This is a genomic window from Microbacterium sp. JC 701 (genome assembly GCF_021026215.1).
GTDB classification, from domain to species: domain Bacteria; phylum Actinomycetota; class Actinomycetes; order Actinomycetales; family Microbacteriaceae; genus Microbacterium; species Microbacterium algihabitans.
Map to the genome: position 1 here is coordinate 395,647 of NZ_JAJNCV010000001.1, position 15,150 is coordinate 410,796.

At 71.0% G+C, this 15,150-nt stretch carries 15 protein-coding genes; 7 read left to right on the forward strand and 8 right to left on the reverse strand.

The genetic code is table 11. The annotated features are described in order from the left end of the window. Positions 1 to 214: 214 nt before the first annotated feature. Positions 215 to 1,390, reverse strand: a complete 1,176-nt coding sequence (locus LPW41_RS01950) for a citrate synthase (RefSeq protein WP_230703969.1) — start codon at positions 1,388 to 1,390, stop codon at positions 215 to 217. A 52-nt stretch (positions 1,391 to 1,442) separates the two neighbouring features. Here LPW41_RS01950 and LPW41_RS01955 point away from each other — a divergent pair, with 52 nt between their 5' ends. Both LPW41_RS01955 and LPW41_RS01960 read left to right on the forward strand, forming a co-directional pair. After that, positions 1,443 to 2,528: a citrate/2-methylcitrate synthase gene (locus LPW41_RS01955; protein ID WP_230703970.1), complete on the forward strand. Its 1,086-nt coding sequence runs from the start codon at positions 1,443 to 1,445 to the stop codon at positions 2,526 to 2,528. 195 nt (positions 2,529 to 2,723) lie between these two features. Next, the gene (locus LPW41_RS01960; RefSeq protein ID WP_230703971.1) at positions 2,724 to 3,923 is read left to right on the forward strand and encodes an MFS transporter; all 1,200 of its coding nucleotides are present in this window, start codon (positions 2,724 to 2,726) and stop codon (positions 3,921 to 3,923) included. 99 nt (positions 3,924 to 4,022) lie between these two features. On the opposite strand, the gene LPW41_RS01965 is transcribed toward LPW41_RS01960, so the two are convergent. Genes LPW41_RS01965 through otnK form a run of 5 tightly spaced genes read right to left on the reverse strand, consistent with a single transcriptional unit; the run spans position 4,023 to position 8,031 of the window. Then, on the reverse strand, positions 4,023 to 4,904 hold the full coding sequence (locus LPW41_RS01965; RefSeq protein ID WP_230703972.1) for a helix-turn-helix transcriptional regulator: 882 nt from the start codon (positions 4,902 to 4,904) through the stop codon (positions 4,023 to 4,025). A 37-nt stretch (positions 4,905 to 4,941) separates the two neighbouring features. Continuing rightward, positions 4,942 to 5,313 carry a hypothetical protein gene (locus LPW41_RS01970; RefSeq protein ID WP_144830680.1) on the reverse strand — a complete coding sequence of 124 codons (372 nt, stop codon included), beginning with the start codon at positions 5,311 to 5,313 and terminating at the stop codon, positions 4,942 to 4,944. A gap of 51 nt (positions 5,314 to 5,364) precedes the next feature. Next, positions 5,365 to 6,144 carry a DeoR/GlpR family DNA-binding transcription regulator gene (locus LPW41_RS01975; RefSeq protein WP_144830676.1) on the reverse strand — a complete coding sequence of 260 codons (780 nt, stop codon included), beginning with the start codon at positions 6,142 to 6,144 and terminating at the stop codon, positions 5,365 to 5,367. 19 nt (positions 6,145 to 6,163) lie between these two features. Then, a complete protein-coding gene (locus LPW41_RS01980) occupies positions 6,164 to 6,814 on the reverse strand; it encodes a class II aldolase/adducin family protein (protein WP_144830673.1) in 651 nt (216 codons plus the stop codon). Next, positions 6,811 to 8,031, reverse strand: a complete 1,221-nt coding sequence (gene otnK / locus LPW41_RS01985) for a 3-oxo-tetronate kinase (protein ID WP_230703973.1) — start codon at positions 8,029 to 8,031, stop codon at positions 6,811 to 6,813. Before otnK ends, LPW41_RS01980 begins: the two co-directional genes overlap by 4 nt. A 165-nt stretch (positions 8,032 to 8,196) precedes the next feature. On the opposite strand from otnK, the gene LPW41_RS01990 reads away from it, so the two are divergent. The 3 genes from LPW41_RS01990 (at position 8,197) to LPW41_RS02000 (ending at position 11,823) form a co-directional block, all read left to right on the forward strand. Then, positions 8,197 to 9,558 (forward strand): homoserine dehydrogenase, encoded by a 1,362-nt coding sequence (locus LPW41_RS01990; RefSeq protein ID WP_230703974.1) that lies wholly within the window; start codon positions 8,197 to 8,199, stop codon positions 9,556 to 9,558. An 81-nt stretch (positions 9,559 to 9,639) separates the two neighbouring features. After that, positions 9,640 to 10,986: an SLC13 family permease gene (locus LPW41_RS01995; RefSeq protein WP_144830668.1), complete on the forward strand. Its 1,347-nt coding sequence runs from the start codon at positions 9,640 to 9,642 to the stop codon at positions 10,984 to 10,986. An 84-nt stretch (positions 10,987 to 11,070) separates the two neighbouring features. Then, a complete protein-coding gene (locus LPW41_RS02000; RefSeq protein WP_230703975.1) occupies positions 11,071 to 11,823 on the forward strand; it encodes a DUF429 domain-containing protein in 753 nt (250 codons plus the stop codon). A 21-nt stretch (positions 11,824 to 11,844) separates the two neighbouring features. On the opposite strand, the gene LPW41_RS02005 is transcribed toward LPW41_RS02000, so the two are convergent. Continuing rightward, the gene (locus LPW41_RS02005) at positions 11,845 to 12,651 is read right to left on the reverse strand and encodes a Fic family protein (protein ID WP_230703976.1); all 807 of its coding nucleotides are present in this window, start codon (positions 12,649 to 12,651) and stop codon (positions 11,845 to 11,847) included. A gap of 500 nt (positions 12,652 to 13,151) precedes the next feature. Here LPW41_RS02005 and LPW41_RS02010 point away from each other — a divergent pair, with 500 nt between their 5' ends. Further along, positions 13,152 to 13,502, forward strand: coding sequence for a helix-turn-helix transcriptional regulator (locus tag LPW41_RS02010; RefSeq protein WP_144830659.1), 351 nt, complete (start codon positions 13,152 to 13,154; stop codon positions 13,500 to 13,502). Positions 13,503 to 13,517: 15 nt separating this feature from the next. After that, entirely contained in the window at positions 13,518 to 14,495 is a 978-nt protein-coding gene (locus tag LPW41_RS02015; RefSeq protein WP_144830656.1) for an SRPBCC family protein, read from the forward strand. A 64-nt stretch (positions 14,496 to 14,559) separates the two neighbouring features. Here the strand turns inward: LPW41_RS02015 and LPW41_RS02020 are convergent, their stop codons facing one another. Further along, the gene (locus LPW41_RS02020) at positions 14,560 to 15,003 is read right to left on the reverse strand and encodes a hypothetical protein (protein ID WP_154096949.1); all 444 of its coding nucleotides are present in this window, start codon (positions 15,001 to 15,003) and stop codon (positions 14,560 to 14,562) included. Positions 15,004 to 15,150 lie beyond the last annotated feature (147 nt).

The following is a 15,150-nucleotide window of genomic DNA, read 5'->3' on the forward strand; positions in this document are numbered from 1 at the left end:
TCGACAGGCTCAGGGACCTCCCTTCGACAGGCTCAGGGACCTCCCTTCGACAGGCTCAGGGACCTCCCTTCGACAGGCTCAGGGACCTCCCTTCGACAGGCTCAGGGACCTCCCTTCGACAAGCTCAGGGACCTCCCTTCGACAGGCTCAGGGACCTCCCTTCGACAGGCTGGGGGACCTCCCATCGGGGTGGCTGAGCTTGTCGAAGCCCGCCTCACGGCCCCACGTACTGGCCGCGGGGGCGCAGGCGCATCGCGGGCTCGGCGTACTCGGCGGCGATGTGTGCGGTCCACCCCGCGATCCGCCCGAGCACGAAGATCGTGCTCGCGGCGTCGTCGGGCAGGCGCGCGGCCGACACCAGGGCCGCCAGCGCGAGGTCGACGTTGGGCCGGAGCCCCGTGCGGTCGGTGACGACGGCCGAGAGGCGCTCGACGGCATCCATCGCCGAGGCCCCGTCGGGGAGCGCGGCGATCAGCGGGAACAGCGCGTCGGCTCGGTCGTCGCCGTCGCGGTAGAGCGGGTGGCCGAAGCCCGGGATGCCGCTGCCCTCGCGCAGCGTTTCCGCGAGGGCGCGCTCGGGTTCCTGTCCGCGCCGCACGCGGGTGAGCAGGCGGGCGGTGCGCGTCGCCGCCGAGATGTGCAGCGGGGAATCCGCCGCTCCGAGGGCCGCGCTGAGCGCGGCGTACGCGTCGGCGCGCGCCGAGGCCGCAACTCGCGCGGCGAACGTCGACACGGCAAGGTCGTGGTCCATGAGCAGTACGAGCGCGGCGTTGACGGCGCCCAGCGTCGCGGCATCCGCCGATCCCCTCCAGCCGCTGACGAGCGAGCGCGCGAGCTCGACGTCGGGGGTGCCTCCCAGGGCGACGGGGAGGCCGGTGATCAGCGTCCAGCCGATGCGGTGGGCGGTCGCCGCCGACGCGTCGTAACGCAGCGGGTCGTCGGCCGCGAAGCCCGTCACCGCGGCGCGGAGGCGGTCCATGGCCCCGGCGTGCAGGGGGAGGGCCTCGACCATCGCGCGGGCGCTACCGATCGCGGTATCCGGCGCATCCACCCGCTCCGCGCCCCACAACCACGCGACGGCCTCGGCGAACGGGGTGCCGATCAGGTCGCGGGCACGGCGACCGCCGTACAACAGCTCGCCGTCTTCGATGTCGGCGATCTGCGTCTGCACCACCCCCAGCGGCATGCCGGTCGTGGGGTGCGTCGGCGTGCGGGCGGGCGTGCGTCGGCGGGCGGCGGCGAAGGCCTCGATCTCGAGGGCGTCGAAACTCGAGCCGTGCGCGTCGCGCTCGCGGGTCAGCAGTCCGCGTGAAACGTAGGCGTAGACGGTCTCGGGTTTGACGCCGAGGCGGGCGGCGACCTGCGCGGCGGTCAGGCGGGGGAGGGTCATATTGATCCGATCAACGTTGACGCTGTGACCGTCAGGTTCGCACACTGAGCCCATGAGCGACCTGATCGATGTGCCCCGCGGCCTGAACGGCGTTGTCGCGGCCGAGACGACCATCAGCGACGTCAACGGCGAGGCGGGCTGGTACCACTACCGCGGTCACGCGGCCGTCGACCTTGCGCGGTCGCACTCGTTCGAAGACGTCTGGCATCTGCTGGTGGTCGGAGAGCTTCCGGATGCCACGGCCCGAGCCTCCTTCGCCGCCCGCGTGACCGCGGCGCAGGGCGATCCCCGCCTCCCCGAGCTGATCACCGCCGTCGCCGCGCGCACCGGCCAGCCGCTCGCGGCGCTACGCGCGGTGTGGACGCTCGCGGCATCCGCCCGCTCGTCGACGCCGCTGTACGACCTCGACCCCGCCGCCCGGCTCGACGAGGCGATCGCGTTCGCGGCCATGGCGCCGCTCGCCCTCGCCCCGGGCGACGCATCGACCGGGCGCGGGATCGTCGCGGACTACCTCGCGCGGGTCACCGGGCACGACCCCGACGAGCGGCACGTGCGCGCCCTGTCGGCCTACTTGATCGCGGCGATGGACCACGGCTTCAACGCCTCGACCTTCACGGCCCGGGTCATCGCGTCGACCGGGGCCGACATGGCGTCGTGCCTCACCGGCGCCCTCGGCGCCCTGTCGGGGCCGCTGCACGGGGGAGCCCCGGCCCGCGCGCTCGACGGCCTCGACCGTGCCGGCGACGACCCGGCGGAGTGGATCGCGGGGGAGCTGCAGGCCGGGCGGCGTCTGATGGGCTTCGGGCACGCGGTGTACCGCACGAGCGACCCGCGGTCCGAGCTGCTGCACGGCGTCGCCGAGCAGTTCGGCGGCCCGCGCGTCGCGCAGGCTCTCGCGTTCCAGGTCGAGGCGGAGCGGCAGCTCGCGGCACGGCATCCGGAACGCCCTCTACACGCCAACGTCGAGTTCTATGCGGCGGTGGTGATGGAAGAGTGCGGGATTCCGCGCGAGATGTTCACGCCCACCTTCGCGCTGGCCCGCACGATCGGCTGGAGCGCGCACGTGCTCGAGCAGGCGGCCGACCCGAAGATCATCCGCCCCGCCGCGCGGTACGTCGGGCGGCCGTTCGCGGGGTGATCCGGGGCCGTCGGCCGCCGCCCGGTGCCGTCGTGCGGATGCCGCGGGCGACGCGCCGCGAGAACGGGCGGGCGGGACGGCGTGTCGAGGTCGGGATCCGCAGGACGGCGGCGGGGACCGGCCGCCCGGACGATCGGTCGGATGCCGCGGACGAACGGTCGGGCGCCCGCTCCCGCGCCGGACCAACATCGGAGCATGACCACCACCGCCCCCGTTCCCACCCCCGTCGCGGGGGTCCCCGTGATGCGTTACGGCGGGCTCGTCGTCGTGATGCTGCTGAGCTTCCTGCTCGTCACGGCCGAGTTCCTCCCCAACGGCGTGCTGACCGAGATGGCCGCCGCCCTCGGCGTGACACCGGGGCAGGCGGGCCAGACCGTCACCGTCACCGCTCTCGCCGGACTCCTGTTCGCCCCGACCGTGGGGCTGTTGCTGCCGCGGCTCGATCGCCGCTCGCTCCTGGTCGCCGCGGCGGCGTCGGCCGCGATCTCGAGCCTCGTGGTGGCGATCGCCCCGAGCCTCCCCGCGATCCTGATCGCACGGTTCTTGCTGGGTGCCGCCATCAGCGCGTTCTGGTCCATGTCGATCACCGTCGCCGCGCGCCTGTCGAGCCCCGACCGCATCGGTCGGGCGATGATGTTCGGCTCGGCAGGCCTGTCGCTGGCCACGGTGGTGGGCGTGCCGATCGGAGTCGCCCTCAGCGAGGCGCTCGACTGGCGGCTCGCGTTCCTGCTCATCGCCGTCGCCACCGCTCTCGTCGGCGTCGCCGTGCGGATCGTGCTGCCGCCCGTGCCGCCGGCCGCCGCGTCGAGCCTGCGCATCCTGGGCGACACCCTGCGCCGCCCCGGCGTCTTGGGCGCAATGGCAGGTCACGTGCTCGTCGTGCTCGGCCACTTCCTCGCCTACACGTACGTGCGCCTCTCGCTCGAGCGCATCCCCGACGTCACCGCCGGCACGATCGTGCTGCTGCTCGCCCTCTTCGGTGTCGGCGGGTTCGTCGGTAACATCGCCGTCGGCATGGTCGTCGACCGAGCGTTCGCCCGCCTCGCGGTCATCGGGCCCCTGGCCATCGCGCTGGCGATCGCGGCGGTCGCCCTTCTGCCCGGAGCCTTCGCCGCGGTGGCCGCGGCCGTGCTGGTGTGGGGCTTCTTCTTCTCGTCGTGGCTGATCATCGTGAACACCTGGGTGGGGCACTTCATGCCCGACCGTCTGGAGGCGGGCGGAAGCCTCGTCGTCACCGGTTTCCAGCTGGCGATCACCATCGCGGCGGGGGCCGGCGGCATCCTCGTCGACGCCGCAGGGGTGTTCGCGGCGGATGCCATCGGCATCGCGCTCCTCATCATCGGGGCCGTGCTGTTCGGGCTCTCCCTGCGCTCGCGCCGACCCGCGCGCGTCTGAACAGAGGCGAGCGGCTCAGCGCACCTCCCCGCGGAGGCTGTCGATGGGCCGCTCGTCCCCTTGCGCGAAGGGGTCGTCGCCGCGACCGACGGGACCGCGTCAGACGGTCAGCGGTCGCCCGGCGGTACGCCAGGCCGAGGGGGCGACACCGGTGTGGCGGCGGAACGCGCGCCGGAAGCCTTCATCCGAGCCGTAGCCGAGCGATCGCGACGTCTCCGACACCGAGGTGCCGGCGTCGAGGAGCTCCTTAGCCCGGCGCATGCGCACCTCGGTCACGTATGAGGCGGGCGAGGTGCCGAACACCTCGCGGAAGCGCGCGGCGAACACCGACCGCGACATCGCACCGAGCGCTGCGAGCTGGTCGAGGGTCCACTCGTGCCCGGGATCGTCGGCGACGGCCGCGACCACGCGGGTGAGGAACGGATCGTCGCTGAGCGGCGGCCACGACGCCTCGCGCTGGGTCGAGGCCCACGTGCGTAGCGCCGACAGCAGCACGGTCGTGACCATGAGTCGGCAGATCGTCTCATCGCCCTGGCGACCGGTGCCCGGCTTCGGCAGACCCAGGTGGGCGGCGAGTCCGGCGGCGGCCGGTTCGGCACCGGCGAAACCGCCGACGAAGATCAGGGGTGGAAGAGCGCGCGTGTCGAGAGTGGGGACGACCTCGAGCGGCACCACCGTCACCTCGGCGCCCGACTGCGACGACACGGCGACGGCGTGGCAGCCGAGCGAGATCAGCGCGTCTCCGGCGAGGAGGGTGCGGCCCCCGTCGAGGGTGGCCGCCTCACCGGAGGCGGCATCGACGGTGCAGGCGGAACGCGCGCCGGTGCGTCCGGTGATCTCGCCTTCGCGCAGGTAGACGATCGCCGCCTCGCCGCGTTTCAGCGACAGGGTGCCGCCCGCGGCGAGCGATTGCCGCCAGGCGTGGCCCGGCCGCACGTCGATGCTCGACAGGGCACGTTCCAGAGCGGCATCCGGCGTCATGAGGGCGAGAACCGCCGCGCGACGGGCGGTATTCCGCTCAGCTCAGCAGCTCGAGTCCGCTGAAGAACCCGATCGAGATCGACAACAGCCCCGCGGCGACCCCCGCGATGAAGCCCGCCGCGGCGAGTTCGCGCGCCATGCGCGCATTCAGGCTCAGGATGCCGCAGACGAACGACACCAGCGCGAGCACCCACATGCCGATCTGGATCCACGCCACGTTCTCGAGGTGGGCGATCGCGCTCGCCGTCACGAGGAACAGATACCAGGCGATCACGATCACGCCGGTGACGAGCGCGATGATCGATACGACCCGCAGATCGCCCTTGGGTGTCGGCGGAGCAGGGGGCTCGTCGCGCGGCGGAACGTGGATCGCCGGTTCGAGCGAATCGGGGAGGTCCTCGTCTGCCATGTGCTGATCCTCCCAGGTCGCGGGCCGATTCAGCGGCGTCTTGACGGGCGCCTACGCGCGGACGACCTCGATGCCGGTGGCCGCGATAGCTTCGGCGGCGCTGTCGGGCAGTGCTGCGTCGGTGATCACCTCGGCCACCTCGGCGAGACGAAGGGCGCGGTATTTGGCGAACCGGCCGTATTTCGAGCTGTCGGCGACCAGCACTGCGCGCTCGGCGGCCTCGACCGCCGCCCGCTTCGCCTCGATCTTGGCCTCGACGGGAGTCGTGACTCCGTGGCCGAGGTCCCAGGAGCTCGACGAGATGAAGGCGAGGTCGAGCGAGAGCTCGGCGAGGGTGAGGCGGGTCAGGCGCCCGATCGTCGACAGGTTCGTGCGATCCACCCGGCCGCCGACCGAGATGAGGTCGGCCGAGGGGTGGTCGAGAAAGGTCTGCACGGTGGCGATGTCGTTCGTCACCACCGTGAGATCGCGCACATGCTCGAGGAACGGACGCATGGCCTGCGCCGTGGTGCCGGCGTCGAGGTAGATCGTCATGGTGTCGCGCACGCGGGTCGCCGCGGCGCGCGCGATGGCCGTCTTCTCGGCGATCTCGCTCGTGGCCTTCTCGGCGCGCGAGGGCTCGAGCACGAGCCGGCTGACGAGCTTCGCTCCACCGGTGGTGGCCTGCACGAGACCCTGCTCCTCGAGCACGGCGACGTCGCGGCGCACGGTCATCTGGCTCACGCCCACCAGATCGCTCAACTGGCGGAAGCTGAGGACGCGTTCGCGATGCAGGGCCTGGACGATGCTCTCCCGGCGCTGATCGGGGATCATCGGAGCGGCTTCGGTCATCGTCGTCCTTCGGTCCCGCTCAGCTTACTGAAGCGGTCGCGGTCCACGGGGTCCCCCAGCGGGCGGTGATCTCGGCCACTCGCTCCGGGGCGATGAGGCGTCGCTGTCGACCGTCCGTGAGCAGGGTGATGCGGCAGGCCTCTTCGAGCTCGATCGTGCTGTCGACCGCCGCCGCGGCCTCCGCTGCGCTCACGACGGCGCCGTGGTTGGCGAGCAGGGCGGCGCGGAAGGGCACGGGGCAGTCCGTGATCAGGGCTCCCATCGCGGGGTCGCCCGGGGGCACGAAGTCGAGCAGCGGCACCTGGCCCACGCGCATGAGCGAGTACGGCGTCAGCGGGGGAACGGCGGAGTGGGGCGCCCAGGGCTCGAGGCACGACACGGCCACGGTCGAGGGGGAGTGCACGTGCACGACGGCACGGTGCTCGGGATTGCGCGCGTACATCGCGACGTGCAGCGGCACCTCCTTCGAGGGGCGGGCGCCGCCGACGATCTCGCCGGCGAGGGTGAGGACGGCGATGTCCTCGGGGGTCAGGGCACCCAGGCGGGTTCCGGTGCCCGACATGAGCAGCCGGTCGCCGTCGCGCACGCTGACGTTGCCCGAGGTGCCGGGGCTGAGGCCAGCGTCGACCAGGGCGCGGCCGGCGGCGATGAGGTCATCGAGGGCGCTCATGCGATGGCCTCCCAGGCAGCGGTGAACAGATCGGTCCCGCCGAAGTTGCCGCTCTTGAGGACGAGGGCGACGGTGTCTCCGGATGCCGCCTGGCCGGCGCTCCAGCACACTCCGGGCGCGAGTTGTGGGCCGATCTCGAGACTCGAGACGCCCAGCGCCTGCACGACGGCACCGCTGGTCTCGCCTCCGGCGACGACGACCCGGTGGATGTCGCCCGTCGAGACCAGATCGGCCACGACGGCCGAGAGTACGTGCTCGACGGCGTCGGCGGTCGCGGAGGCGTCTCGGCGGATGTCGGCGAGCTCGGTGACCGAGCAGATGAGCGGCAACTCCGTCGGCGGGAGGTCCCGCACCCAGGCGACGAGGGCTGCGATCTCGGCGTCGGGGTCGGACGCCGCGGCATCCAGATCCACGCGCCGCATCGTGGCGCCCTGCCCGACGGCGGCGGCGATCTGCGCGCGCGTCGCCGCAGAGGCGGAGCCGCACACCACGAGCCTGCCTCGTCCGACGACCGGGAACAGCATGGCGGCGGCGTCGGCGGGGGCGTCGAGGTGCGCCGCGAGGGCCGCGCCTCCGGAAAGCACGCGCAGATGGCGAGATGCCGCGGCGATCACGGCGAGGTCGTCGTCGGTCTCGGCGTCGACGATCAGATATCCCGGCTCCGCTTCGTCGATCGCGGCGCGGAGGGCGTCGGTTCCCGCGCGCACGGTGTCGCGGCCGATCTCGGTCAGCGTCGCGGCGGTCTGTGGGGCGAGGATGTCGCGCAGGCGCGACTTCGTCATCGGCGTCAGCGGGTGGTGGCGCATCGAGGAGTGCTCGAGCAGCGTGCCATTCACGTACAGGCTCCCGTCGCGCACGGTGCGTCCGTTCGCGGGGAAGGACGGGACGACGATGGTGCGGTCGGCGCCGGCCATCGAGACAACCGCGTCGAGCACGGGGCCGATGTTGCCCTCGTCGGTGGAGTCGAACGTGGAGCAGTACTTCACGTAGAGGCGCTCGGCACCCGCGGCGACGAGGCGCGTGCCGGCCTCGAGCGAGTCGGCCACGGCCTGGGCGACGGGGGCGGTGCGCGATTTCAGAGCGACGACCACCGCATCGTGGTCGGCGGGGACGTCGTTGTCGCCGATGACGACAGCAGTGCGCAGTCCCCGCTCCCGCAGAGCGGTGGCGAGGTCGGTCGCTCCGGTGAAGTCGTCAGCGATGGCGCCGATGTGCATGGGGAACCTTTTCATCGAGAGTGGGCCGCAACCACGGCCCATCTCAGTGTATGTGAAGATTTGAGAAAATACTTTGACAATTTGTGAGACGGCGTTACAGTTGCGGAGCACCAGGTGCGCTCCCCGACGCACCCCACGACTTTCGACGACGTAAGAGGAACAACGGTGATCCACAGCTCGGCACAGCGCCGTCCGGCCCCCATCCGCATCGCGGTGACCGGCGCGAACGGAGGGTACGGCCGCACGCTGCTCGACCAGCTTCGTCGCCTCCCCGACATGGCGGCGGCCCAGCTCGTCGACCCCGACGTCGACGGCGTCCGCCGGATGCTCGCCGACCTCGGGATGACGGGTGACGATGTGGTGACGGCGACGGGTGCCGCGGAGGCCGCAGCCGCGGTCGACGCCGGGCGCACCGCCGTCGTCGCCGACGCCGCCCACGTCGCCTGGTCGCACGTCGACGTGCTCGTCGAGGCGACCGGTCGCATCGACGCCGGCTTCTCGTACGCAGACACCGCGCTCGACAACGGCACCCACGTCGTGATGGTCAGCAAAGAGGTCGAGACGATCGCGGGCGTCGCCCTCAGTGCCAAGGCGCGTGAGCGCGGCCTGCGGTACCTCCCCGGCGACGGAGATCAGCCCGCGAACTTGCTGCGCCTGGTCGACTGGGTGCTCGCGACCGGATTCGACATCGTCGCCCTCGGCAAGTCGGGCGAGTACGACCTCGTATTCGACCCTGCGACCGGGATCGTGAACCAGAACGGGGTCGAACAGCAGGCTCCCGCACTGGCCGGCCTGCTCGGCCGCGGTGACGACCTCAGCGCCACTCTCGCCGCCCGTGCCGAGGCCGTATCGGGCCTCAAGCGCGCGGCTGCGGCCGACTCCTGCGAGATGAACGTGGTGTCGCTGTACACCGGAGCGACCGCCGACGTCGAGACCATGCACTACCCCGTCGTACGTCCGGACGAGCTCGCCGACGTGTACGCCGAGCGCGCCGACGGTGGCATCCTGGGCACCACCGGGGTGATCGACGTTTTCTCGATGCTGCGCCTGCCCGGCGAGGCGAGCTTCGCCGGCGGGGTCTTCGCGATCGTCCGCACGGGTGACGACGTCACGTGGGAGACCCTCCGCGGGAAGGGTCATGTCGTGAGCCGAGACGGCCGCTACGCCTGCATCTACTGGCCGTACCACTTCATGGGCATCGAGACGCCGCTCACCATCGCCGCCGCGGTCGACGACACGGCCGCGATGCCCGAGCCGCGCCAGCACACGGTGCTCGCCGCCCGCGCGTCCACCGACCTCGCCGCCGGAACCCCGTTCCGCGTCGAGGGGCACCATCACGAGATCTCCGGTGTCGCTCCCGTGATCGTCGCCCCCGACGCGGGCGAGATCGCCCCCTATTACCTGCTCTCGGGCGCGCGTCTGCGCCGCGATGTCGCCGCCGGGGAGCTCGTGCACTTCGCCGATCTCGACGGTGTGCACGAGCCCGCGGCATCCGCCTACCTCTCCGGGCTCGCGCTCGGAGTCTGACCCCTCACCCCCGACCACCAGGAGATCGACGACGATGCACCGTGCCCAGACCATCCCCCTCGCCCCGCGCGGGGTGATCTCGTGAACGTGGAGATCATCGCCCTCATCGTGCTCGTCGCGGTGTTCGCCATCTCGGCCATCCGCAACGTGCACATGGGCGCCCTCGCCCTGGTGGCGGCCTGCGTGATCGGCGTGCTGCTCGTCGGCGAATCGCTCGACGACGTGCTCGGCGGCTTCCCCGTCGACGCCCTGCTGATCCTGCTCGGCATCACGTACCTCTTCGGTATCGCCCGCGCCGTCGGCACGATCGATTGGCTGGTCGACCGCTCGGTGCGCCTCATCGGAGACCGGGTCGCGCTCATCCCCTGGGCGATGTTCGCCGTCGGCACGCTGGTCGCGTGCCTCGGCACCTCGCACGCGGCGTTCACCCTCGTGCCGATCGCGATGAGCCTCGCGCACAAGCACCGCATCCACTCCACGATGATGGGCATCGCGATGAGTTCCGCGATCGTCGGTGGCGCCCTCGCGCCCACGAGCATCGTCGGCATCACCGTGCTCACGGTGGCCACCTCCGCGGGCATCCCCTACAACGCCGCTCTCATGTTCGGCCTCTCGGTCGGCATCAACACCGTCATCGTCGCCGTCGCGTTCCTCATGTTCGGTGGACGCGAGCTCATCGCCCGCGGTCGCGCCGCCAAGGCGGCATCCGGCGAACTCGGCACCGGAGGATCCGACGGCGTCGCCGGCACCGGCTTCAGCACTCGCCCCCGCAGCGGCGGCACGGCCCTGCTCGAGCAGACCGTGACCGAGAAGCTCACCGGCTACCAGCTGATGACGCTGGTCTCGATCCCCGTGCTCGTCATCGCGTTCTTCACGCTCACGCTGAACGACATCGACCTCAACCTCGGTGCCGTCGCGCTGACCCTCGCCGTGCTGCTCGCCTTCATCAACCCGAAGGCCGGTCGCGAGGGCCTTGCGAAGGTCGACTGGAACACGATCCTGCTGCTCGGCGGCATCATCACGTACGTCGGTGTGCTGACCCGACTCGGGGCGATCGATCAGCTGGGCGAGTTCGCGCGCTCGGTGAACGAGCCGCTCATCGCCGCGCTGGTGCTGTGCATCATCGCCGGTCTCGTCTCGGCCTTCGCCTCGACGATCGGCATCATCGGCGCCCTCGTGCCGCTCGCCGTTCCGTTGCTGCTGCCCGGCGGCGGTCTGGAGATGACCGGTTTCATCTACGCGCTCGCCATCTCGGCCTCGCTCGTCGACTGCGCGCCCTTCGGGACCACCGGTGCGACCATCGTCGCCTCGGCGCACGAGAGCGAACGCGCTCGCTTGTACAAGCACCTCACCATCTGGGGTCTGTCGATGGTCGTAATCGGACCCGTCATCACGATCGCGCTGTTCGTCGTGCCCTTCCTCGGCTGAGCGACGCTCCCGCAGGACGACGGCCCGGGTCACCTCACGGTGGTCCGGGCCGTTCCCCTTCCCGCCCGGCCTAGGCTCGATGCGATGAGAACCGTCGGAGTCGACCTCGCCGCGGCAGCGCCCGGAACCGCCCTCGCCGAGATCGTCTGGTCGGCCGGTGCGGCCCGGCTCGAGCGCCTCGAGATCGGCATGACGGATGCCGACATCGTGGCATCCGTCGCCTCGGGCGAGGGGTGGCTCGGCGTCGACTGCCCGCTGGGCTGGCCCGACGCGTTCGTCGACTTCGTCGGGGCGCACCACGCCGACGCGGAGCCGTCGCTCGGACCGGTCGAGGGCCATGCCGACTGGCGCCGGAAGCTCGTCTACCGCCACACCGACCACGTCGTGCGCGAGCGCATCGGCCGCTGGCCGCTGAGCGTGTCGACCGACCGGCTGGGCGTGACGGCGCTGCGCTGCGCGGGGCTGCTGCGGCGTCTCGCGGCGGTCGGCTTCCCGGTCGACCGGGCGGGGGAGGGGCGCCTGTTCGAGGTGTACCCCGGCGGATCGCTGCGCCGGTGGGGGTTCGACACCTCCGGTTACCGGGTGGATGCCGCGCGTCGCGCGATCCTTCTCCACGCGCTGCGCGAGCGCGCGCCCTGGCTTGACATCGGCGGGTTCGCCCCGCTCGCGATCGCGAAAGCCGATGCTTTCGACGCGCTCATCGCCGCTCTCGCCACCCGCGCGGGAGCGCTCGGGTCGTTCGAGAAGCCGGCATCCGACATGCTGTCCGTCGCGCGCCGCGAGGGCTGGGTCGTGTTGCCGGACGGGCCTCTCGAGGCGCTGCCCGGGGTGGAGTGAACGCGAGCGACAACAGCCTTCTCACGCGCGTCCGCGCCGAGCTCGCGCAGCGAACTCGTCCAAGGCGTCGAGGATCTCGGGCGATTGCCAGATGCGGTAGCGACTCCCCCCACCAACCTGGGTCAGCACCCCGACGGCAACGAGCTTGTTGATCGCCGTTCCTGCGGCCACGGTGCTGACGCCGAGGTCGGAGGCGATCGAGGCGGCGGTCACCACGGGCTTCGACGGCAGGAGTTCCATCAAGCGGCGCGTGGATGAGCCGGGCCGCGCCGTCACGCTCGTGTTCCATCTCTCGCGGATGCCGATGAGATCCGCGGCGAGGCGGCGCCCATTCGAGATCGCCGAGAAGCTGGCCTCGGTGATGGTGTGCACGATCGCGTTCACATCTCCGGCGCGGTAGTCCGTGAGGGCCTGGAAATAGACCCGAGGATCGCGCAGCAACCCCGCAGACACGGGGACGGTGAGATTACGGGTGAGTCCCCCGCGGTGGAGCATCGCATGAATCAGGGCGCGGCCCGTGCGGCCGTTGCCGTCGGGGAACGGGTGGATCGTCTCGAACTGTGCGTGCGCGATTGCGGCCTGCGCGAGCACGGGAACGTCGGTGCGGTCGACGAACTCCATCAGATCCCGCATCAATGCCGGTACCCGCTCGTGGTGAGGCGGAATGAAGTCGGCGTCGTGGGGCGATACCGCGCCCCCGCCGATCCACACCTGCTCATCGCGCCATTCTCCGGTGAACCTCGGGGCCGTATCCCGGATCAGCGCCGATTGCATGGCGATCACTGCGTCTTCGTCCAAGTCGGCGCTGACTGCGATCGCGGCATCCATCGCGCGCGTGTTCGCGACGATGAGGCGCGCGTTCTCGGATCGCGCCGCGCCGATCTCAGCGAGAGCCACCTGTCGAGCTCCCGCCGTCAGATTCTCCACCTCGGAGCTCGACGCGGACTCGGTCCGGAGGAGAATCGCCGGGAACGGTGCGACGAGCGCGGCGGCCTCGGCATCGAAGCGGGCGAGGGCGTGGCTTGCCTCATCGGCTGCGGCGAGCACCTCGGGGTCGAGCATGACTCTGATCTGCGCGATGAGCGGTGGAACGGCTGCGAAGTAGGGGCCGGCAGCGCGACGGAGCTGGTGGCGCGAGCCCACCTGCCCCTCTGAACGGTCCCACCGTCTCGGTTCATGCTCGATCGCCGGCCAGCCGTTGCCTTCATCCGTGCGCACGCGTCCATTTAAGCAAAGGAAAGACGCTTATCCTTTGCTTAGTCGCTCATCGAGGTGACAGCCGCCCTCGATCTTGTGCAGGCGCAGCCTGTGCGCTAACTTGCAACCAAATGGTTGAACAACAGAGTGACGCCGACATCGACCGGGTGTTCCACGCGCTCGCCGATGCCACGCGGCGCGACATCGTGCGGCGCACGCTCGTCTCCGAGCAATCGGTGACGCAGCTCGCGGCGGCCTACGCGATGTCGTTCGCCGCGGTGTCGAAGCACATCGCCGTGCTCGCCGAGGCGCGGCTGATCACCAAACGCGCGGAGGGGAGGGTGCGACTCGTGCGTGCCGATCCCGCCGCGCTCGCCCGGGCGCAAGAACTACTGCGGTCGTACGAAGACCTCTGGCGCGGCCGCATCGATCGGCTCGACGCCCTGCTGAGTGAGCCCGATCCCACCCCGAACGAGAGCTAGACGAAGGAGTCCGCCATGCCCGTCACATCCGTCGAGAGCGACGCCGAAGCGCTCACCATGACCCTGGTCGCCGATTTCGCCGCCGGCCCCGAGCGCCTCTGGCAGGTCTTCACCGACCCGCGTCAGCTCGAGCGCTTCTGGGGTCCTCCCAACTGGCCGGCGACCTTCGCCAGCTTCGACTTCGAGCGTGGAGGCCGCGCGCGCTACGCGATGGCCAGCCCGACCGGAGAGATCGCGCGGGGGAGCTGGGAGTTCATCGACATCGACGAGCCGCGCGGATTCGAGGTGGTCGATTCGTTCGTCGACGAGAACGGCGACGCGATCCCCGGCATGCCGGCGATGCGCATGACCTTCGCCTTCGAGCAGACGGATGCCGGCTCGCGCCTGACGAACGTGACGTACTTCGACTCGCTCGAGGGGCTCGAACAGGTGCTCGCCATGGGGGCCGTCGAGGGATCCACCCTCGCCATCAACCAGCTCGACGCCGTGCTGCAGGGGCTGCGGGAGTTCGCCCAGGGCACGGGGACGCAGCTCGAGATCCTCGATGACCAGCGCGTGCGCATCACCCGGCTGATCGAGGGTCCGCGCGAGCTCGTCTGGCGCGCGCACGTCGACCCCGACCTCATGCGGCAGTGGATGCTCGGCCCCGATGGCTGGCGCATGAGCGTGGCCGACGTCGACGTGTCGGTCGGCGGCGACTACCGCATCGCGTGGGAACCCGAACCGGGCACCGAGGGCGAGGGCTTCGGCTTCGATGGCACGACCCTGCTGGTCGACGAGCCGCGACGCATCGTGCAGACCGAGCACATGACCGGCACCGACTTCCCCTCGACGACGAACGACCTGTCGTTCTACGAGGAGGACGGCGCCACACTCGTCACCCTGCTGATCGCGTACCCCGACGCCGTCACCCGCGACACCGTGCTCGCCACCGGCATGGTCGACGGCATGGAGCAGAGCTTCGAGCGGATGGAGCGCGTCGTCTTGGCGTGAAGCGCGGCGGATGCCGTGGCCCGGGGTCGCGGCATCCGTCGCCGAAATGCCCGAGGCGTCGGGCTCAGGCCGCGGGAGCCGCGCGGCGCACGGCCTCGCGGATGCGCTTCTCGACCTCGGCCGTGACCTCGGCGATCGCGAACGACACCGGCCACATGGGTCCGTCGTCGAGCTGGGCGGTGTCGTCGAAGCTGACGGTGCCGTACCGCGTCTTGAACTTCGACGCCGGCTGGTAGAACACGACGACCTTGCCGTCCTTCGCGTAGGCGGGGAAACCGTAGTACGTCTTGGGCGTGAGGTGCGCGGCCTCTTCGAGCACGATCACGTGCAGGCGTTCGGCCATCGCGCGATCCACGCCCTCGAGCTTGTCGATCGCTTCGAGGCAGGCCTCGTTCTCCTTCTCGAGCTTCGCCGCGCCCTTCAGGCCCTTCGTGGCCTTGAGCTCTTCGGCGCGCTGCTTCATCGCCGCGCGTTCTTCGTCGCTGAATCCTGCTCCGCCGGTGGCCATGGCATCTGCCCTCTCGTACGTCTGACGGAAGGCTAGCGCGCCTCGAGCCGCGCGTATCCTCCGCGATCCGCGCATTCTCAGCCCGGATCGGCGGATGCCGACGGAGCTTGTGCGTATCGCTGACGTTGTGCGCCGCGTGCCCGCGCG

Coding starts and splice junctions, on each gene's coding strand:
- LPW41_RS02015 (WP_144830656.1), top strand. CDS start 13,518: ATGCCCGTCACATCCGTCGAGAGCGACGCCGAAGCGCTCACCATGACC.
- LPW41_RS01975 (WP_144830676.1), bottom strand. CDS start 6,144: ATGACCGAAGCCGCTCCGATGATCCCCGATCAGCGCCGGGAGAGCATC.
- LPW41_RS02005 (WP_230703976.1), bottom strand. CDS start 12,651: ATGGATGCCGCGATCGCAGTCAGCGCCGACTTGGACGAAGACGCAGTG.
- LPW41_RS02000 (WP_230703975.1), top strand. CDS start 11,071: ATGAGAACCGTCGGAGTCGACCTCGCCGCGGCAGCGCCCGGAACCGCC.
- LPW41_RS01965 (WP_230703972.1), bottom strand. CDS start 4,904: ATGACGCCGGATGCCGCTCTGGAACGTGCCCTGTCGAGCATCGACGTG.
- LPW41_RS02010 (WP_144830659.1), top strand. CDS start 13,152: ATGGTTGAACAACAGAGTGACGCCGACATCGACCGGGTGTTCCACGCG.
- otnK (WP_230703973.1), bottom strand. CDS start 8,031: ATGCACATCGGCGCCATCGCTGACGACTTCACCGGAGCGACCGACCTC.
- LPW41_RS01955 (WP_230703970.1), top strand. CDS start 1,443: ATGAGCGACCTGATCGATGTGCCCCGCGGCCTGAACGGCGTTGTCGCG.
- LPW41_RS01960 (WP_230703971.1), top strand. CDS start 2,724: ATGACCACCACCGCCCCCGTTCCCACCCCCGTCGCGGGGGTCCCCGTG.
- LPW41_RS01970 (WP_144830680.1), bottom strand. CDS start 5,313: ATGGCAGACGAGGACCTCCCCGATTCGCTCGAACCGGCGATCCACGTT.
- LPW41_RS02020 (WP_154096949.1), bottom strand. CDS start 15,003: ATGGCCACCGGCGGAGCAGGATTCAGCGACGAAGAACGCGCGGCGATG.
- LPW41_RS01950 (WP_230703969.1), bottom strand. CDS start 1,390: ATGACCCTCCCCCGCCTGACCGCCGCGCAGGTCGCCGCCCGCCTCGGC.
- LPW41_RS01980 (WP_144830673.1), bottom strand. CDS start 6,814: ATGAGCGCCCTCGATGACCTCATCGCCGCCGGCCGCGCCCTGGTCGAC.